Raw genomic sequence first — 18,838 nt, forward strand, 5'->3', positions numbered from 1 at the left:
CTGTCTCCTCTTCCCGATCCGATCGGTATCCATGATGCAGGAGGTCAGCCGATCAGGGCGAGGCGGTGGGCGGCAGCGGCCGCCTCGCCCCGGGTGGAGACGCCCAGCTTGCCGAGGATGTTGGAGACATGGACGCTCACGGTCTTGGCCGAGATGAACAACTCGGCGGCGATCTCGCGGTTGGACCGTCCCTGGGCGACCAGCCGGAGCACCTCCAGTTCGCGCGGGGTCAGCAGCTGCTCCCCGCTCCCCGTCCGGTCGGTGAGGGAGATCCCCACCCGGCGGGCGAGCGAGGAGATCTCGCCCGCCAGTGGCCGGGCGGAGATCGCCACGGCGATCGGATGGGCGGTGCGCAGCCGGTCGGCGGCACCGTCGCGATCGCCTGCACCGGCCGCCGCCCGTCCGGCGTGCAGCAGTGACCTCGCCTGCGGGAGGGGACGGCCCAGTCGTTCCCAGACCGTGGCCGCGGCGTCGTGGTCGCGGGCGACACCGAGCCGGTAGGCCTCGGAGACGGGGCTGTCCACGGTCATCGCGGCCGCCGCCTCCTCGACGCGGGCGCGCAGTGCCGCCACCCGTTCGGGGGCGAACGCCCCGATCGTCTCGCAGACCCCTCCGAGCAGGTCGAGCATCCGCCAGCCCAGCATGGGCTTGCTCATGATCCGTGCCTCCCGGGCCACCCGCTCGGCGACCTCCAGCGCGGCCAGCGGCTCCCCGTCGAGCATGTGCAGGCCGATCAGGAGCCGGGAGTTGGTGGTCAGCTCCTGGGTGAACTCCTCCGAGGCGGCGTCGAAGGCGCCCACCTCGTTCAGGACGGACCTGAGCACGTCCGTCTCGCCCCGGGCGAGCGCCACGTCGGCGCGGATCCGCCGCAGGTGGTGGCGGGTACGCAGGATGGGGTCCATGCCCAGGGCCTGCTCGGCCAGCTGGGCCGCCTCCTCGAACCTGCCCAGCGCGTCCAGCGCCTCGGCCCGGTTGTTGGCGATGAACGTGCCCTGGACCCGGTAGAGGCCGTACTTCCTGGCCAGTCGCTCCCCTTCGAGCGCCAGCTCGATCGCCTCGGTGGAGCGGCCCATGTTGTTCAGCGCGTCCACGTTGTTGGCGAGGGCGCGCAGCACGCTGCCGCCGGAGCCGACGCGCTCGCCGATCGCCTGCGCTCTCGCGTTGAGCCGGGCCATGGCGTCGATGCGTCCCGCGATCGAGTCGCCCAGCGCGAGGTTGAGCAGCAGCTCGGCCTCCAGGGGCTCCTCGCCGTACTCGCGCACGATCCGCAGCGCCTCCTCGGTGAGCGCCGTCCCCTCGTCCAGCTCGCCGCTGAACATCAGGTACGAACCCAGCTTGGACAGCACCTCGGCGCGGTCCAGCCCCGGTTCGGGGACCAGCCGCTCGGCGTAGCGGAGATCGTCGAGCACCCCCGGCTTCCGTTTGGCCTTCTTGAACTGCGACCTCCGTACCAGCAGGTCCGCCACCCGCGCGGGCTCGGTCCGCTCGTCGAGCTCGTCCAGTGCGGCCTTGACGAACTTGCTGCCCCTGTCGACCTCCCCGCACGCGCTCGCGGCCTCCGAGGCGCGCTCCAGGACCGTGGTGTGGTCGACACCGATGCGTTCGGCGGCGTCGGGGACCTTGCTCCACAGCGTGAGCACCCGCTCAAGCAGCTGCATCATCTCCTTGTAGGCGAAGGTCTTCGCGGCCTTGCCCGCGGCCTCCCAGGCGGAGATGAGGGCCCAGAGGTCGTTTCTGGCGGCGTGCCAGTGGTGGGCGATCTCGATGGCGGCCCGGCCGGGCGGGACGAGCGCGCGGTCGTTGCCGATCTCCTCGGCGAATCGGGCGTGCAGCCGTACGTGCTCACCCGGCAGGAGCTCGTCGTGCACGGCCTCGCGGATCAGCGCGTGCCGGAAGACATAGGCGTGGCCGTCGGTGACCTGCAGCACGTTGGCCGCGATCGCGGTGCGCAGCGCGTCATCGAGGTCGACGTCGGACAGGCCGCTGACCGCGGCGAGCAGGGCGTGGCCCACCCGGATGCCGCCGGCCGCGGCGATGCGCAGCACCCGCTGGGTCTCCTCGGGGAGCCGCTCGACGGAGCCGATGATCAGGTCGTGCAGGGAGTCGGGGAAGGTGCAGTCGCCGCCGCACTCCATCAGCGCCTCGACGAAGAGCGGGATGCCCTCGCTGCGCTGGAAAACCCTGTTCACCTGGGCGAGCTCGGGTGCGGTGCCGAGGATGCCGGCCATCTGGGCCGCCACCTCCGGCAGGGTGAGCCGGGGCAGGTCCATCCGGAGGACCCCGTCCAGCCGGCCGAGCTCGGCGAGCACCGGCCTGAGCGGGTGCTGGCGGTGGAGCTCGTCGGAGCGGTAGGTGAGGACCATCAGCACGGGTGCGGCGCGAAGGTTCCGGCTGAGGAAGGCGATCAGGTCGCGGCTGGAGCTGTCGGCCCAGTGGACGTCCTCGATGAGGAGGATCACCGGCCGGCTCTCGGCGAGCCGTTCCAGCAGGGTGAGAACCTGCTCGAAGAGCCGAGCCCGGGCGGTGTCGCTCTCCGTGTCGCCGCTCGGCTCGCCGAACTCGGGCAGTAGCCGGGCCAGGTCGCGTGCCCCTCCCTCGGGGAGCAGCGCCGCGACCTCCTCGGCGCCGCACTCGCGGACGAGCTGGCGGATCGCCGCGGTGAACGGCGCGTAGGCGAGGCCCTCGGTCGACAGCTCCACGCAGCCCCCGTTAAGCACGTGGGCGCTGTCGGCCGAGGCCCGTTCCGCGAAACACCCGATCAGCCGTGACTTGCCGACGCCGGCCTCGCCGCCGAGCAGCACCGTCGTCGCCGCGTTCTTCCGTGTCTGTTCGAATGCCTCGGTCAGATCCGCAAGCTCCGCCTCCCGTCCTACAAAGACGGGGCTTACCGCCCGACCCACCATGTCTGCCAGCATGTCATGCCTTACAGGTAGCACTCTCCTTATTTTTCGCTCGGTGAAATCGATCTTCTACGGGGGCAGAGAGGCCCGGCCGGACAGGGGGCGGCCGGGCTCTCGGGACGTGGTCATGCCGGAATGATCTTGCCGAGGAGGCCCCTGCGACGCTTGCCGCCCGAGCGGGCCTTCCTGGCCTGCTGAGCCTCGCGGGCGAGGCGGTGGCTGTCGGCCTGCTCGCGGAGCTCGGCGGCCCTCTGGGTGATCATCTGGAGCTGAAGCTCGGGACCCATGGGGGTTCCTTCCTGGTGTGGCGCTTTCCTTACACACTCAAGATTCGCCCTAAGGCCCCCGGTTCCACATCGGGAGGATGTCCTATATCCGGGCCGCTCCGCGCCCCACCCCATACCTAGAGTCTGTTTCGGCCACCGCGGATCGCGCCTGCCACCTCGCCCGGTAGGCCCTGAGTGTCCCGGCCGGAGAAGGCCGCCGAGCGGCGCCGATCCGAGCCTGGCCTCCCTCACCCTGCTCGCGTTCGCCGTGGGCGTACTCGCCGGGGAGGTGGTTCCAGGTGCTGTCCGGCAATCCGGTGGAGTGATCCACCGGTGGGGAGGCTCCGGATTTCCGGCCGCCTCATCCGCGAACGGTGCCGTGTCGCCGGGCCCCCGCACGACACGGAGAGCCCGGACCCGGCGGATGTTGACGAAAACCGACGGGAGGGCTGTGCAAGGTCCAGTTTGGAACTAATCACACCAGTGGGCATCCTGGAGAGGTGTCAACTATGACTACCTCGCTCGCGGACGTGGCCACGTCCAACGCCACGCTGCGAACCTTCCTGCACGGCCTGCCCGGCGTCGACCGCGTGGGCGCCGACCAGCGCGCCGCGATGCTCGGCACCCGATCCATCAAGACGACCGCCAAGGCCCAGGCCATCGATCTCGCCATCGGCATGGTGGACCTGACGACCCTGGAGGGAGCCGACACCCCGGGTAAGGTCCGCGCGATGTGCGCCAAGGCCCTCCACCCCGACCCGGCCGACCCCTCGGTACCCAGGGTGGCCGCGGTGTGCGTCTATCCCGACCTGGTCGCCGAAGCCGCGACGGCGCTGAAGGGCACCGGTGTCAAGGTGGCCAGCGTCGCGACCGCCTTCCCCAGCGGACGCTCCTCGCTCGACGTCAAGGTCGCCGACACCGTCTTCGCGGTGGCGGCCGGAGCCGACGAGATCGACATGGTCATCGACAGGGGCGCGTTCCTGGCGGGTGACTACGTCAAGGTCTTCGAGGAGATCGTCGCGATCAAGGCCGCCTGCGGCGCCGCTCACCTGAAGGTGATCCTGGAGACCGGAGAGCTGTCCACGTACGACAACGTGCGCCGCGCGTCCTGGCTGGCCATGCTGGCCGGGGGCGACTTCATCAAGACCTCCACCGGAAAGGTGCAGCCTGCCGCGACCCTTCCGGTGACGCTGATCATGCTGGAGGCGGTCCGCGACTTCCTGGCCGTGACCGGCCGGAAGGTCGGGGTGAAGCCCGCGGGCGGCATCCGGACCACCAAGGACGCGATCAAGATGCTCGTCCTGATCAACGAGACCGTCGGCGAGGGCTGGCTCAGCCCCGACTGGTTCCGGCTCGGCGCCTCCACACTCCTCAACGACCTGCTGATGCAGCGCCAGAAGATGGCCACCGGCAGGTACGCGGGTCCCGACTACTTCACCCTCGACTAAGGCGTTCACATGTTTGAGTACGCACCGGCGCCCGAGTCGCGTGACGTCGTCGACATCAGGCCGTCCTACGGCCTGTTCATCGACGGTGAGTGGGTCGACTCCCAGGGCGGGGATCTTCACAAGACCGTCAACCCGGCGTCCGAGGAGGTCCTGGCGGAGGTCGCCTGGGCGACGGAGGCCGATGTCGATCGGGCGGTCTCGGCCGCCCGCAAGGCGTTCGGCGTCTGGTCGGCGCTGCCCGGCTCGGAAAGGGCCAAGTACCTCTTCAGGATCGCGCGGATCATCCAGGAGCGCTCGCGCGAGCTGGCCGTCCTGGAGTCCCTGGACAACGGCAAGCCCATCCGCGAGTCCCGCGACGTGGACCTGCCCCTGGTGGCGGCCCACTTCTTCTACTACGCAGGGTGGGCGGACAAGCTGGGATACGCCGGGTACGGCCCCGGTCCGCGCCCGCTCGGGGTGGCCGGCCAGGTCATCCCGTGGAACTTCCCGCTGCTCATGCTCGCATGGAAGATCGCCCCTGCCCTGGCCTGCGGTAACACCGTGGTCCTCAAGCCCGCCGAGACCACCCCGCTGACCGCGCTGCTGTTCGCGGAGATCTGCGCGCAGGCCGACCTGCCGCCCGGCGTGGTCAACATCGTGACCGGTGCCGGACAGACCGGCGCCGCCCTGGTCAACCACCCCGACGTCGACAAGGTGGCCTTCACCGGCTCCACCGAGGTCGGCCGCCAGATCGCCAGGTCGGTCGCGGGCTCCGGTAAGAAGGTCACCCTGGAGCTCGGCGGCAAGGCCGCGAACATCGTGTTCGAGGACGCCGCGCTGGACCAGGCGGTCGAGGGCATCGTCAACGGGATCTTCTTCAACCAGGGCCACGTCTGCTGTGCGGGCTCCCGGCTGCTGGTGCAGGAGTCGATCGAGACGGAACTGCTCGACGCGCTGAAGCGGCGGCTCGGCACGCTCAGGCTGGGCGACCCGCTGGACAAGAACACCGACATCGGCGCGATCAACTCCGCGGCCCAGCTCGCCAGGATCCGCGAGCTGTCGGACCTGGGGGAGGCGGAGGGCGCCGAGCGCTGGTCCCCGGCCTGCTCGCTGCCCGACAAGGGGTTCTGGTTCCCGCCGACCATCTTCACCGGTGTCGCCCAGTCACACCGGATCGCCCGCGAGGAGGTCTTCGGCCCCGTGCTGTCCGTGCTGACCTTCCGCACCCCGGCCGAGGCGGTGGAGAAGGCCAACAACACCCCGTTCGGCCTCTCGGCGGGCGTGTGGACGGAGAAGGGTTCGCGCATCCTGTGGATGGCGAGCAGGCTCCGCGCCGGCGTCGTCTGGGCCAACACCTTCAACCGGTTCGACCCCACCTCGCCGTTCGGCGGCTACAAGGAGTCGGGATACGGGCGAGAGGGCGGACGGCACGGGCTGGAGGCGTACCTCGATGTGTGAGCATCAGCGCCTCAGGCGCCGTCGCCGCCGTGCCCAGAGCGCCCGGGGGTACGGCTTCGCCCGCGCCGGGCGGCCGGTGCTGCGCGGCTGGTTCGCCCACCGGTGCGGCGTGAGCCGCTGCGGTCAGGTCTTCGTGCCGGCCCGGCTGGCGCAGCAGGAGAGCTCGTGGAGAGGGCTGGGAAATGAGTAAGGCGGAGAAGCCGGGCCGGGCGCGGGCGACCAAGCAGGCCCCGGAGCAGACCACTGATCAGGCCCCGGGGCGGGCCACGGACCCCGGGGACGGACGTCAGCCCGCACGGCTCGCCGTGCGCAAGACGTACAAGCTGTACATCGGCGGGGCGTTCCCGCGCTCCGAGAGCGGAAGGTCCTACGCGGTGACCTCCTCCAGCGGCGACTTCCTCGCCAACGCCGCCAAGGCCTCCCGCAAGGACGCCCGCGACGCGGTGACGGCCGCGCGCAAGGCCTTCGGCGGCTGGTCGGGTGCCACCGCGTACAACCGGGGACAGGTCCTCTACCGCGTCGCCGAGATGCTGGAGAGTCGCCGGGCCCAGTTCATCGCCGAGCTGGCCGAGTCCGGGACGAAGAACGCGCGGGAGGTCGTGGACGCGAGCGTCGACCGGCTGGTCTGGTACGCCGGATGGTCGGACAAGATCGCCGCGGTCGCCGGGTCCGCCAACCCCGTCGCCGGTCCCTACTTCAACATCTCCTCGCCGGAGCCGACCGGCGTGGTCGCGGTGGTCGCCCCCGACAAGCCGCTGCTCGGGCTCGTCTCGGTGATCGCCCCGGTGATCGTCACGGGCAACACCTGCGTGGTGATCGCGAGCGAGCGCGCCCCGCTGCCCGCGATCACCCTGGCCGAGGTGCTCGCCACCTCGGACCTGCCCGGTGGGGTGGTCAACATCCTCACCGGCTCCGTCGCCGAGATCGCTCCCCATCTGGCCGCGCACATGGACGTCAACGCCCTCGACCTGGCCGGGGTCACCGACAGGGCCGTGGCGGTCGCGTGCGAGGAGGCGGCGGCGGAGAACCTCAAGCGGGTCCTCCGTCCCGCCGAGACCGACTGGTTCGCAGACCCGGGCACCGGGCGGATGACCGCCTTCCTGGAGACCAAGACGGTCTGGCACCCCACCGGCGTCTGACCCGTACGGGGCCGCCCGCGCGGGGTCTCTCCCGCAGGCGGCCCCGGCGCCGCGCCGGCCGGTTGCCCGGCGCGCCGGTAGGCGGCGGCCAGACGGAAAGCCGATCAGGCGGGCAGGGCGTGGCGGGTCCAGGGGCGGGCGGTCTCCAGCTGGCCGGCCAGGGCCAGGAGCTGCGCCTCACCCCCCGGGGCGGCGACGAGCTGGACGCCGATCGGCATGCCGCTGGAGTGCCGACCGTACGGGACGGTCATGGCGGGCCAGCCGGCCATGTTCCAGGCCGCGGTGGCGGGCGCGTACGTCAGGTTGGCGCGGGCGTTCGCCAGGAGCCCGCGCCGGCCCCAGCGCTCGGCGGCCGGTGGCAGGGCGGCGAGCGTCGGCGTGACGAGCACGTCGGCGTTGCCGAACCACTGGTCGGCGCCGTACGCGCGCCAGCGGTCACGGCCCGCCGTACCGTCCGCCCCGAACCTGGCGAGCAGCCGTCCGGCTCTCGCCAGGGCCCTGGTGCGCCGTTCGAGACGGCGCGGGTCGAGGCCGGCCACGTCGCCCCTGGCGCACCCGAACCAGGTGGCGACAGCGGCCGCACCGACCTCGAAGGGCATCCGCTGGGGGTGCTCCACCACGGTGTGCCCCGCCGCGCCCAGGACCTCCGCCGCCCCGGTCACCGCCCGCTGGAACTCGGCGTCCACCGAGAGCCCGGAGGGCAGCGGCATCGGCGCGACCGAGATCCGCAGCCTCAGCGGTTCCGACAGGGTCAGCCCGCCCGGGTAGTCGTCGATGGCGCTGTCCACGCCGAGTGTCTCGCTCTCGCCGGGCGTCGCCAGTGACATGTCATCCGCCATGACGGCCAGGGCCAGGGCGAGATCGGCCACGGTCGTGGCCAGCGGGCCGTTCTCCGACATCCCGTACCAGTCGTGCTCGGGTGGCGGGACCACCCCGTGACCCGGCTTGATCGAGACCAGGCCGCAGCAGGCGGCCGGGATGCGCAGCGAGCCCAGCCCGTCGTTGCCGTGGGCCAGCGGGACCATGCCCGCCGCCACGGCGGCGGCGCTCCCGCCCGACGACCCGCCGGGGGTGCGCCCGAGGTCCCACGGGTTGCGCGTCACGCCGTACACGCTGTCGGAGAATCCGACCAGGCAGAGCTCCGGTACGTTGGTGATGCCGACGACCACCGCGCCCGCGGCCCTGAGCCTGGCCACCACGGGATGGTCCTCGTCCGCGGGCGTGTCCGGCGTCGCCGCGGAACCGTTGCGGGACGCCTCGCCCCTGATCGGCACATTGTCCTTGATCGCGATCGGCACCCCGGCGAGCGGCAGCCCGGACAGGTCCGCCCGCTCCTGTAGTGCCCGTGCCTCGGCCAGCGCCCGCTCGGCGAGGACCGTGCGGAACGCCCCGACGCGCCCGTCACGCTCGGCGATGGCGTCGAGGTGCTCCTCGACGACCATGGGCGCGGTGACCTTCCCCCGTCGCACGGCCTCCGCGATCTCCACTGCGGAACTTCCCACCCACGACATGAACCGAGTGTGGTCCGGCGAGTCCGTCAGGGGAAGCGTCCCACGTCTCAATCAGATGACTTGTCCGGCTCATCGGTGTTATTCCGCTCGCCCCGCCGGGGCTCGCGACCCGCCGCCTTGAGTGCCAGGCGGAGCGCGTACTCCAGCTGGGCGTTGACACTTCGCAGGTCGTCGGCCGCCCACTTGGCGATCACCTCGTAGACGGCCGGGTCGAGTCTCAGCAGGATCTTCTTGCGCTCAGCCATAGAGGCTGCCGGCGTTGACCACCGGCTGCGTCGCCTTGTCACCGCAGAGGACGACCAGCAGGTTGGAGACCATCTGCGCCTTGCGCTCCTCGTCGAGTTCCACCACCTCATCCTCCCGCAACTTGGTCAGCGCGAGCTGGACCATGCCGACCGCGCCGGCGACGATGTGGGTGCGCGCCGCGACCACCTGGGCGGCCTGCTGCCGGACCAGCATCGCCTGGGCGATCTCCGGAGCGTAGGCGAGGTGGGTGATCCGCGCCTCCAGCACCTCCACCCCGGCGAGCTGGGTGCGGTCGCTCAGCTCGGTGGTGAGCTCGGCGGCCACCTCGGCGCCGTCGCGCAGGCTGGTGCGGCCCTCCTCGTGGGCGTCGTACGGGTGGCTGGTGGCCAGGTGCCTGACGGCGGCCTCGGACTGGATCGCCACGTACTGCTCGTAGTCGTCCACGGAGAACGTCGCCTTGGCGGTGTCGGCGACCTTGTAGACGACGACGGCGGCGATCTCCACGGGGTTGCCGTCGGCGTCGTTCACCTTGAGCTTGGTCGTCTCGAAGTTGCGCACCCGGAGGGTGACGCGCTCCTTGCTGGTGAACGGCAGCACCCACTGGAACCCGGCCTGGTTCACCGTCCCGATGTAGCGGCCGAAGAACTGCACGACCTTCGCCTCGTTCGGGTTGATCACCGTGAACCCGGTGGCCATGATCGCCGCGACGATCCCCCACCCGATCGCCGCGGCGATCAGCTGCGTTTCCCCCGCCGTCCACCCGGCCCAGGCCAGGACGGCCCCGAGCGCCAGGAGCCCGATCAGGACACCGAATCCGCCGATCCGGAAAGCACGTCGTTCCATGTACGCCACCTTTGCTATCGAAGTGATATCACTACGATAGCTCACAAAGGCCGGCCGCGCGCCGGGTGAGATGAGGTTTCCGGCCTCGCCGCCGGGCGTGCCGGGCGTGGCTCCCGGGCCGGCAGGGGAGGTGGGCGGAGCCCGGAGTCAGCGCCGTGTCAGCGCCGTGGGTTGGTGCGGCGGGTGGCGGTGGCCGACATGGGATCGTCCGGCCAGGGATGCCGGGGATAGCGGCCGCGGAGCTCGGCGCGGACCGCGCGGTAGCCCTCGCGCCAGAACGAGGCCAGGTCGGCGGTGACCGCGGCCGGACGGCCCGCGGGGGAGAGCAGGTGGATCACCAGCGGGACTCCCGCGACGCGCGGGGTCTCGGCCCAGCCGAACAGCTCCTGCAGCTTGGCCGCCAGTACCGGCTGCTCGCCCGAGTAGTCGATCCTGATCCGCGACCCGCTCGGCACCTCGACCCGTTCCGGGGCCGTCTCCGCCAGCCGGGCGTTCCACGGGACCAGGCGGTGCAGCGCGGAGACCACGTCGAGGCGCTCCAGGTCGGACCGGCGGCGGGCCCGCGACAGCTCGGGCTCCAGCCAGCGGTCGGCCGCCTCGATCAGCGCGTCGTCGTCCGTCGCGGGCCAGGGGTCGCCGAGCGTGCGCCGGCAGAAGGCCAGGCGCTCGCGCAGGGCCACGGCCTCGGGCGTCCAGCGCAGGATCGACAGACCTTCGGCGCGCAGACCCTCCAGGACGGCGGGTCGTACGTCGGCGCCGCGGAGCGCGCTGTCGGCCAGCTCGATCGCGCCCAGCCGTTCCACCCGGCGAGCCGACACATCGCCACGCCGCTCTCCCGGCGGTACGCGCCAGATGATCTCCTCGTCGGAGCCGTACAGGGGAGCCGCGGCGAGCCTGGCGATCTCCTCGTCGATCACCACCGCCTGCCTGATCCTGGCGGACGCCACCCCGGCGGGCCGGTCCGCGACCGCGACGGCCAGCCACTCCGCCGTCCCCAGCCGCGACCCGCGTGGCAACTCGGCGGCCGTTCCCGAGGCCATCAGGTACGACCCGCCCCGCCGCCGCGCCACCCGCTCGGGGTAGGCCAGCGCCACGACGATCCCGGCCACGGCATCGTCGTCCCAGGCCGTCTCGTCTTTCTTCGCCGTCCTGCCGCCCCGGGGCGTGACGTCGGCGGACAGTGGTCGTCCCTGACGCCGGTCGGGGCCGGGGACGGCGCGAGCCAGGCGCCCGGCCTCCTGACGCCACCGGGCGGAGAAGCCGTCCCCGCCCCGGCGCGCGGCGCGCCAGACCGCCACCAGGTCGTCACCCGCGTCCCGGGGCAACTGCTCCGACAGCAGCGCCACGACCTCGGCGACCCGGGACCTCGCGTTGTTCCCGGTGCCGGTCCCGGGGCCGGTCAGGGGATCGGTCCCGGCATCGATCAGGGCCCGTGCCAGGCGCGGATGGACCCCGGCCCCGGCCATCCGCCGTCCCCGCTCGGTCACCCGGCCCATGGTGAGACCCGGCGTGCCAGGGGAGTCCAGGGCGCCCAGGGCGTGCAGGGTGCGGCGGGCGGCGTCCATCGCGGCGGCCGGGGGCGGGTCGAGCAGGGCCAGGCCGGTGGCGGCGGGGTCGCCCCAGCAGGCGGCCTGGAGGGCGAAGCCGGTCAGGTCGGCGAGCGCGATCTCGGGCCGCGCGTGCTCGGGCAGCCGCTCGTGCTCGGCCCGCGACCAGCAGCGGTAGACCACGCCCGGTGCCTCGCGGCCCGCCCGCCCCGCCCGCTGGGTGGCCGAGGCCCGGGACGCGCGGACCGTGGTGAGCGAGCCGAGGCCGCGGGCGTGGTCGGTACGGGGCTCCCTGGCCAGGCCGGAGTCGACCACCACCCGTACGCCGGGCACGGTCAGGCTCGACTCGGCGACCGAGGTGGCGAGAACCACCCTGCGCCCCTCACCCGGGGAGAGAACCGCGTCCTGGACCCGGGCCGGGGCCTGGCCGTGCACCTGGAGGACGTCGACGCCGGGAAGCATCGCGGCCACCCGGCCGATCTCGCCGACGCCCGGCAGGAAGCAGAGCACGTCCCCCTCGTGCTCGGCCAGCGCACGCCGTACGACGGCTGCGACATGGGCCAGGAACGCCGGGTCCACCCGCATGCCGTGGGGCGGCGCGACCTTCCCTGAGGGCGGGGCCCAGACGGGCGTGACGGGATGCGCGGTGCCGGCCGCGTGCACGATCGGCGCGGGGTCGCCCGAGCCGAGGAGGCGGGCCCAGGGGGCGGCGTCGGCGGTGGCGGAGGTGGCGACGATCCGCAGGTCGGGGCGGAGCGTGGCGCGGACGTCGAGCAGGAAGGCCAGCGCGGTGTCGGCATCCAGGTGGCGCTCGTGGCACTCGTCCAGCAGGACCGTGTCCACGCCTTCGAGGTCGGGGTCGCGCTGGAGTCGCTGGAGGAGGACCCCCGTGGTGACGACCTCGACGACGGTCCTCGCACCGGCCCTGCGCTCGCCGCGGACGGAGAACCCGACCTCCGCGCCCACCTCCGACTCCAGCAGCCATGCCATCCGCCTGGCCGCCGCCCGTACCGCCATCCGCCTCGGCTCGGCCACGATCACCCGCTTCGCCGCCGGGCCGTCGAGGAGCCCGGCCAGCGCGAGCGGGACGAGCGTGGTCTTGCCGGTGCCCGGGGGCGCGGTGAGCACGGCGACGCCCCGCTCACCCAGCGCCGCGAGCAACTCGGGCAGGGCATGGCGGACGGGCAGGCCGGACCAGTCGGAACGCACCCGTCCAGTGTCCACGAGCCCGTCCCGCCACGAGACGCGCCCCCGGCACGCGCTGTCGCCTTCCGCCGGCGAAGTCAGCCGGGCGGGGCATGTCCCGCCGCCGGTGTGATCCACAACACGGGGGCGAAGAGGCGCGTGAGGGCGAGCGGCCAAGCGCACACCACGGGGGCCGGCATGATCTGTCAGCTCGGGTCGTCGAGCCGGGGCTCCTCGTGCGAGACGCCCTTGAGCTCGTGAAAGCCCGGCGTCCCCGCCACCAGCAGCGTCCCGTCCCACAGGCGGCCCGCCCGCTCTCCCGTGGGAATCCGGGAGATCACCGGGCCGAAGAACGCCACGCGCTCGCCACCGGTGGCGGGGCCGGTGGCGGCGACCACCGGGGTGCCGACGTGTTCGCCGATCAGGCCGATGCCCTCGGCATGGGAGGTCCGCACCGCCTCGTCGTAGGCCGTCGACATCCCGGCTCCGGCCAGCTCCGCCGGCAGTCCCGCGGCGGCCAGGGCGGCGTCGAGAGCACCGGCCCAGTCCGCCCCACGTGCGCGCCCGGCGGTCCACATCGCGGTGTACAGCCTGCCGAGCGCCTGCTGCCCGTACTCCTGTCGTACGGCGGCGCAGACGCGCACGGGCACCCACAGGTAGCCCTCGGTGTCGCCCTCCGGATCCTCGTCACGGCCCTCGTTGAGCACCGACAGGCTCATCACGTGCCAGCGCACCTCGACCGGCCGTACCTTCTCCACCTCCACCAGCCATCGTGAGGTGATCCAGGTGTACGGGCAGGAGGGGTCGAACCAGAAGTCCGCGATCGTCTTGTCCATCCTGCCCGTCCTTCCCGGCTCTCCGATCATCATCCCCGGTCGTGCCCGGGCAGCGTGCCACCTTCACCGGATCGCGCGTCACAACCGACCCGCACGGCCTTTCCCGCCCGCCATAAAAAGCGAACCAGGTTTGCTTTTGAACCTGGTTCAGTTTTATTGTGCTCGTATGGCGGGACTGCGGGAGCGGAAGAAGGAGCAGACGCAACGGCGGATCGCCGCGGTGGCGCTGCGGCTGTTCGCCGAGCGCGGCTTCGACGCGGTGACCGTCAACGAGATCGCCGAGGCCGCCGAGGTGGCGAAGGTGACGCTGTTCAAGTACTTCCCGACCAAGGAGTCGCTCGTCCTGCGGGGCGTGGGGCAGGAGGACCTGGCGGGGATCGTCACCGCGCGGCCCGCCGGGCAGTCGCCGCTGGAGGCCCTGCGGGCGCACTACCGCGCGTTCGCCGCCGAGCCGGCGACGGCCGTGGACAGGGACGCCCTGATCACCCAGATGCGGGTGATCTTCGCCAGTCCCGCGCTCAGCAGCGGTGCGAACGACCTGCTCCACGGGCAGCGCCAGGCGCTGGCGCTGGCGCTGGCCGAAGAGCACGACGAGTTGACGGCCGCTCTGATGGCCGCCCAGATCACCGCCTCCGTGCTGACCCTGCAGGAGAGGTTCTTCCGCCTCCTGGTCTCCGGCGCCTCGCCGGAAGAGGCGGGCCACGACCTGTGCGGAGACGTCGAACTCGCCTTCGACCTGCTGGAGTACGGCATCAACCGACAAGGGAGACAGTGACGTGCGCGCGCGAGGAATCAACTACGACACCGGGTTCCTTCCCGGTCGCGACAACAGCCGCAAGGTGTTCGACCCCGACGCCGTCCGGCATGACATGGGCGTCATCGCCGATGAGCTGCACTGCGACGCCGTACGGATCTCCGGTGGCGATCCCGCGCGGCTGAGCGTCGCCGCCGAGCACGCCGCCGCCGCGGGGCTGGAGATCTGGTTCGCCCCCTTCCCCGTCGACCTCCCGCCCGAGGCGATGCTCTCGACCTTCGCCGACTGCGCGGAGCGGGCCGAGGTCGTGCGAGGCGGCGGGGCCGAGGTGGTGTTCGTGACCGGATGCGAGATCAGCGGGTTCGGCGCCGGGTTCATCCCCGGTGCCACGTACCGCGATCGCCTGCAGACGATAAGCACCGCCGACATGGAGTGGTGGACCTCGCTCGGCCCCGTCCTGGAGCGGCTCAACGGTTTCCTGGCCGAGAGCGCGGACGTTGTCAGGACCCGTTTCGGCGGGCCCGTCACCTACGCGGCGGCCCCGTGGGAGTTCGTCGACTGGGCCCCGTTCGACATCATCGGCGCCGACGCCTACCGGGCCGCCTACAACGCCGCCACCTTCCAGGAGGAGCTGCGCGACAAGTTCCAGCACGGCAAACCGGTCGCGGTGACCGAGTTCGGCACCTGCGCCTACCTGGGGGCGGGCGAGCGCGGTGGCATGGCCTGGCAGCCGCCGGAGGGCGCCGTACGGGACGAGGGCGAGCAGGTGCGCTACTTCACCGAACTGCTGGACGTCTTCGAGAAGGAGGGGGTGGACACCGCTCTCTGGTTCACCTTCGCGGGCTTCAGCCACATCGGGGACAGGGACATCGCCTCCTACGGCGTGGTCAGGATGCTCGACGAGAGGCGCTGGGCACCGAAGGAGGTGTTCCACACGATGGCGGCCAGATACGCCCGCGACCGAGCCGTCCGGCGAGATTCATGAGTCACCGGGGGGCAGGGAGGGGGCGGACGGTCTGAGCCGCCGGCGCCCCGCTCATTCAGCGCCGCGAGCAACTCGGGCAGGGCATGGCGGACGGGCAGGCCGGACCAGTCGGAACGCACCCGTCCAATGTCCACGAGCCCGCCTCCGCACGAGACGGGCCCTCGCGTGAGCGACAACCCGGGCGCCTGGACCGAGCCTCGCCGGGCATCGGTCCTGAGGTCAATGCAACAGGTAGCCGATGAGCGGGCCGATCATGACGCTTTGGCGCCGCCGGGGTCCCTGGGGGTCCTCAGCCTGCTAGTGGCAGCGGCGAGTTGGCCGAGTCGAGGTGCTCGACAGTGGTGAAGACGAGAACGTCGTCGCCGGCGTTCTCGATGTCGTGCAGGAGGAACTCTCCATCGCCGAAGGTGAAGTGTCGGGTCTCGCCGGCGTCGTAGGACACCTCGCGGGTAGTGCCGTCAGCGGTGTGCTGGCGGCTGCGGCCTGCGTTGACGGCGGTCCAGAAGTAGTCGAGGACGTGCCGGTGCGCGTGCCACCGCTCCCCGGGTTCGAGGCGGATCTCCCACACGCGGACGCGGCCGTTCTCGCTGAGTAGCCGCGACCCGACGTGCGGGTCGTAGGCGTGGGTCTCGAACTCCTCGCGAAGCGCGTCGGACCAACCCTCGAAGTCCGTGGCGACGACGGTGCCCGCCAAGGGGGCGTCGGTCAGGAATGCCGGCGTGGTGGTCATTGGGGTTCCTCTCGTACGTCGTGGTCACTGGCCCGGGCCGTAGAGGCCGAATCGCAGGTCAGGATCGCCGGGCACCCAGGTGCAGTCGACCTGCGAGCGGGTGCCCATCTCTTTGACCCGGCGCAGCAGGCGCTGGCCGAGCTCGAGCTGGCCCGGCTCCCATTTCGCCAGAGCGGCGGGGATGGCGCCGTCGGCCTCGCTCAGGGCGTCGTACAGGGCCCAGGCGTTCGCGGCGGCCTTCGCCGTACCGGCCGCGGCGTGCGGGCGCGCGGCGCTGGCCGCGTCGCCGATCAGCGCCACCCGGCCGACGGCCATGTGCTCGGCGCCGACGTCGTAGACCGCCTGGAGGTAGGGCTGCTCGGTGCGCCGCACCACCTCGGCCGCGGCGGGCGCCAGCACCGTGTCGGCCACCTCACGCATCTCCTCGACGAACCGGTCCTGCACCTGGCCCGGGTGCACCGACACCTTGCCGAGGAAGCCGCGTTTGTCGGTCATCAGCTCCTCAAGGTCGGCGCCCTCGGCGACGTTGCGGTACCAGACGTAGTTGAGCAGTCGGTTCCCCACCGTCAGCCCGCCCTCGTCCGAGGGGATCGGGTAGATGTTGATGTGGGTGTACGGCACCACGTTGAAGCTGATCGAGTCGTGCAGGAGCTCGAAGGTCTCGGGCGAGACCTCGGACTCCTGCACGGTGCCGCGCCAGCCGACGTAGCCGGAGTACTCCAGGACGCTGCCGGGTGAGATCCGGCTGCGGCTCGCGGAACCGATCCCGTCCGCGAACACCACGAGCTCCGCTCGCTCACGGCGCCCGGAAGCGAAACGGACCTCGACGCTGTCGCCGTCCTGGTCGAAGCCGGCGGCGTACTCCCCGAGGTGGTACCGCTCAGTGCCGAAGTCGGCCAGCAGGGCCCGGTAGAACGTGCCCCAGGAGGTGTACCGCCACGGCGTGGGGTCGCGGTGCAGTACCTCGTTGCCGGCGCCGAGGTACTGGACGTACTGAGTCGCGGTGCTGACCTGCTCGGGGTGCTGCTCGCTGCACTCGGCGAACCAGCGCAGCGTGTCGGGCTGCAGCACGATGCCCCCGCCCCGGCCGTCCAGGCTGGTCGGCGTGCGCTCGAAGACGGTCACGTCGAAGCCCAGGCGACGCAGCAGCAGCGCGGACGTGAGGCCGCCGATCGAGCCGCCGACGACCAGTGCCCGCCGGCCGGAGTAGTGGGAGTGGCCGTTCGTTTCATGCATTGTCGTCGCTCCCGAGCTCGGGCAGGCCGAGGAAGCGGCGGGCGGCGGCCTCCATGGCCTCGGCGCCGATACCTTCCGAGACCGGCAGGTCCTGTGGGCGGTCCACGCCCATGTCGAAGGGGTAGTCGCTGCCGCACAACAGCCGGTCCGGGCCCGCCTTGGAGCGCAGCAGCCGCAGCGCCGGTCCGTCGTGGGTGAGCGTGTCGAACCACAGGTCGCGGAAGCCCTCGTGCGGCGTTCGGCCGGTGCCGGCGCCGACGTCCGCGCGTTGCTCCCAGCCGTGTCGCCACCGGCCCAGGAGCGCGGGCGCGCATCCTCCGCCGTGAACGAAGCAGATGCGCAGCGACGGAAGCGTTTCCGTGACTCCGCCGAGCACACAGGAGGCGACGGCCGTCGCCGTCTCGGTGGGGTTCCCGATCAGATTGGCGAGGTAGTACGACCCCCACTCCGGCCGCGGCAGCTGCATGGGGTGTACCAGAACGGCCAGGTCCAGCTCGGCGGCGATGCGGGCGACCTCGTGAAGCGGGCCTTCGTCGAAGGAGGTGGCGCCGACCAGCGGGGGAACCGCGACGCCGCGGACGACCGCCGACGCGGCGATCGCCTTCATCTCGGCCCGGGCCGCAGTCGGGTCGTGCAGGGAGACCAGGCCCAGGCCGAACAACCGGCCGTGGCTGTCATGGCACAGGCGGGTCAGGGCCTCGTTGAAGCGGCCGACGTATTCGCCCACTCCGGGGTCCGGGACCACGGGGAACGCGAACGGCGGGGCAGACAGCACCCGGGCGCCCAGCCCGGCGCGGTCGGTCTCGGCGAGCACCCGGTCGGGGTCGCTCATCGCCGACGCCGCGATGCACAAAGGGATGTCGCCGAGGTACAGCTCTTCGCCTCGCGCGTTCAGCGGCGGGACCGGCGAGCCCGGCGGAAGGTCGAACAGCTCCTGGGGCAGCCAGTGCGCGTGGACGTCGATGACGCCCCGCCGCACCGCGGGGGCCGCAGCGCGGGATCGGCCGGTGTCGAGGGTCGTCACGCCGCCGCCTCCAGCGCCTCGAAGCGGGCGAGCACCTCGGCTTGGAGCATGGCGACGGCCGGGTCGGAGGCGCGGCGTGGACGGGGGAGGTCCACCTCGATGGTCTCGTGGATCCGGCCGCCCGGCGCCAGGACGACGATCCGGTCGGAGAGCTGGACCGCTTCGGTGACGTCGTGGGTGACGAACATGACCGTGCGCTGTGACTCGAGCCAGATGCGCTCCAGGTGTTCACGCAGGGAGCGTGAGGTCATCGCGTCGAGGTGGCTGAACGGCTCGTCCATGAGCAGGATGTCCGGCTCGACGGAGAAGGCCCGGGCGATGCCGATCCGTTGCTGCTGACCGCCGGAGAGCTGGGCCGGGTAGCGGTCGCCGAGGTGGCCGAGGCCGACGAGGTCGAGGTAGTGCTGGGCGCGCTGCTCCCAGCCGGAGCGGTCGCGCTGGACGAACCTGAGGTTCTGCGTGACGGTGCGCCAGGGCAGCAGCCGCGGGTCCTGGAACACGTAGCCGACCTTGGCGTCGTGGTCACCGGCGCGTAGGCGGACCGAGCCGCCGCTGAGGCTCTCGATTCCGGAGACGATGTTGAGCAGCGTCGTCTTGCCGCTGCCGGAGGGCCCGACGACGGAGACGAAGGTCTCGCCGCTGATGGACAGGTCGATCCCGTCGAGCACGCGCGTCTGCCTGCCCTGACGGTTCTGGTATTCCTTCACCAGGCCGTCGATTTCGATGGAGGCCATGAGTTTCCTTTCGAGAA

General features: G+C 71.9%; 17 protein-coding genes. 6 read left to right on the forward strand and 11 right to left on the reverse strand.

Annotated features, from left to right (window positions below):
- Positions 1 to 44: 44 nt before the first annotated feature.
- Both ABZU75_RS04835 and ABZU75_RS04840 read right to left on the reverse strand, forming a co-directional pair.
- Entirely contained in the window at positions 45 to 2,903 is a 2,859-nt protein-coding gene (locus tag ABZU75_RS04835) for an AAA family ATPase (protein WP_355549561.1), read from the reverse strand.
- 122 nt (positions 2,904 to 3,025) lie between these two features.
- Complete coding sequence (locus ABZU75_RS04840; RefSeq protein ID WP_355549563.1) at positions 3,026 to 3,187, reverse strand: hypothetical protein; 162 nt, start codon at positions 3,185 to 3,187, stop codon at positions 3,026 to 3,028.
- Between the two features lie 488 nt (positions 3,188 to 3,675).
- On the opposite strand from ABZU75_RS04840, the gene deoC reads away from it, so the two are divergent.
- The 4 genes from deoC to ABZU75_RS04860 are packed head-to-tail and all read left to right on the forward strand — an operon-like array spanning position 3,676 to position 7,190.
- The gene (gene deoC / locus ABZU75_RS04845; RefSeq protein ID WP_355549565.1) at positions 3,676 to 4,614 is read left to right on the forward strand and encodes a deoxyribose-phosphate aldolase; all 939 of its coding nucleotides are present in this window, start codon (positions 3,676 to 3,678) and stop codon (positions 4,612 to 4,614) included.
- 9 nt (positions 4,615 to 4,623) lie between these two features.
- A complete protein-coding gene (locus ABZU75_RS04850; RefSeq protein ID WP_355549567.1) occupies positions 4,624 to 6,051 on the forward strand; it encodes an aldehyde dehydrogenase family protein in 1,428 nt (475 codons plus the stop codon).
- The gene (locus ABZU75_RS04855; protein WP_355549569.1) at positions 6,044 to 6,241 is read left to right on the forward strand and encodes a hypothetical protein; all 198 of its coding nucleotides are present in this window, start codon (positions 6,044 to 6,046) and stop codon (positions 6,239 to 6,241) included. Before ABZU75_RS04850 ends, ABZU75_RS04855 begins: the two co-directional genes overlap by 8 nt.
- The gene (locus tag ABZU75_RS04860; RefSeq protein ID WP_355549571.1) at positions 6,234 to 7,190 is read left to right on the forward strand and encodes an aldehyde dehydrogenase family protein; all 957 of its coding nucleotides are present in this window, start codon (positions 6,234 to 6,236) and stop codon (positions 7,188 to 7,190) included. The genes ABZU75_RS04855 and ABZU75_RS04860 overlap by 8 nt, the downstream gene beginning before the upstream one ends.
- Positions 7,191 to 7,294: 104 nt before the next feature.
- Here the strand turns inward: ABZU75_RS04860 and ABZU75_RS04865 are convergent, their stop codons facing one another.
- The 5 genes from ABZU75_RS04865 to ABZU75_RS04885 form a co-directional block, all read right to left on the reverse strand.
- Positions 7,295 to 8,701, reverse strand: a complete 1,407-nt coding sequence (locus ABZU75_RS04865) for an amidase family protein (RefSeq protein ID WP_355549573.1) — start codon at positions 8,699 to 8,701, stop codon at positions 7,295 to 7,297.
- A 47-nt stretch (positions 8,702 to 8,748) separates the two neighbouring features.
- The gene (locus tag ABZU75_RS04870) at positions 8,749 to 8,946 is read right to left on the reverse strand and encodes a hypothetical protein (protein WP_326635151.1); all 198 of its coding nucleotides are present in this window, start codon (positions 8,944 to 8,946) and stop codon (positions 8,749 to 8,751) included.
- Positions 8,939 to 9,790, reverse strand: a complete 852-nt coding sequence (locus ABZU75_RS04875) for an SPFH domain-containing protein (RefSeq protein WP_355549576.1) — start codon at positions 9,788 to 9,790, stop codon at positions 8,939 to 8,941. Before ABZU75_RS04875 ends, ABZU75_RS04870 begins: the two co-directional genes overlap by 8 nt.
- A gap of 158 nt (positions 9,791 to 9,948) precedes the next feature.
- Positions 9,949 to 12,546, reverse strand: a complete 2,598-nt coding sequence (hrpB, locus tag ABZU75_RS04880) for an ATP-dependent helicase HrpB (RefSeq protein ID WP_355549578.1) — start codon at positions 12,544 to 12,546, stop codon at positions 9,949 to 9,951.
- Positions 12,547 to 12,728: 182 nt separating this feature from the next.
- A complete protein-coding gene (locus ABZU75_RS04885; RefSeq protein ID WP_355549580.1) occupies positions 12,729 to 13,358 on the reverse strand; it encodes a DsbA family protein in 630 nt (209 codons plus the stop codon).
- A 166-nt stretch (positions 13,359 to 13,524) separates the two neighbouring features.
- Between ABZU75_RS04885 and ABZU75_RS04890 the strand changes: the two genes are divergently transcribed.
- Positions 13,525 to 14,133 carry a TetR family transcriptional regulator gene (locus ABZU75_RS04890; RefSeq protein ID WP_350917961.1) on the forward strand — a complete coding sequence of 203 codons (609 nt, stop codon included), beginning with the start codon at positions 13,525 to 13,527 and terminating at the stop codon, positions 14,131 to 14,133.
- Position 14,134: 1 nt separating this feature from the next.
- Positions 14,135 to 15,097 carry a hypothetical protein gene (locus ABZU75_RS04895; RefSeq protein WP_355549583.1) on the forward strand — a complete coding sequence of 321 codons (963 nt, stop codon included), beginning with the start codon at positions 14,135 to 14,137 and terminating at the stop codon, positions 15,095 to 15,097.
- A gap of 289 nt (positions 15,098 to 15,386) precedes the next feature.
- Here the strand turns inward: ABZU75_RS04895 and ABZU75_RS04900 are convergent, their stop codons facing one another.
- Genes ABZU75_RS04900 through ABZU75_RS04915 form a run of 4 tightly spaced genes read right to left on the reverse strand, consistent with a single transcriptional unit; the run spans position 15,387 to position 18,821 of the window.
- Complete coding sequence (locus tag ABZU75_RS04900; protein ID WP_355549585.1) at positions 15,387 to 15,827, reverse strand: hypothetical protein; 441 nt, start codon at positions 15,825 to 15,827, stop codon at positions 15,387 to 15,389.
- Between the two features lie 24 nt (positions 15,828 to 15,851).
- The gene (locus ABZU75_RS04905; protein ID WP_355549587.1) at positions 15,852 to 17,063 is read right to left on the reverse strand and encodes an FAD binding domain-containing protein; all 1,212 of its coding nucleotides are present in this window, start codon (positions 17,061 to 17,063) and stop codon (positions 15,852 to 15,854) included.
- The gene (locus ABZU75_RS04910; RefSeq protein WP_355549589.1) at positions 17,056 to 18,087 is read right to left on the reverse strand and encodes an amidohydrolase family protein; all 1,032 of its coding nucleotides are present in this window, start codon (positions 18,085 to 18,087) and stop codon (positions 17,056 to 17,058) included. Before ABZU75_RS04910 ends, ABZU75_RS04905 begins: the two co-directional genes overlap by 8 nt.
- Complete coding sequence (locus tag ABZU75_RS04915) at positions 18,084 to 18,821, reverse strand: ABC transporter ATP-binding protein (protein WP_355549591.1); 738 nt, start codon at positions 18,819 to 18,821, stop codon at positions 18,084 to 18,086. The genes ABZU75_RS04910 and ABZU75_RS04915 overlap by 4 nt, the downstream gene beginning before the upstream one ends.
- Between the last annotated feature and the right edge of the window lie 17 nt (positions 18,822 to 18,838).

This window comes from Streptosporangium sp. NPDC005286, assembly GCF_040607515.1.
Classification (GTDB): Bacteria; Actinomycetota; Actinomycetes; order Streptosporangiales; family Streptosporangiaceae; genus Streptosporangium.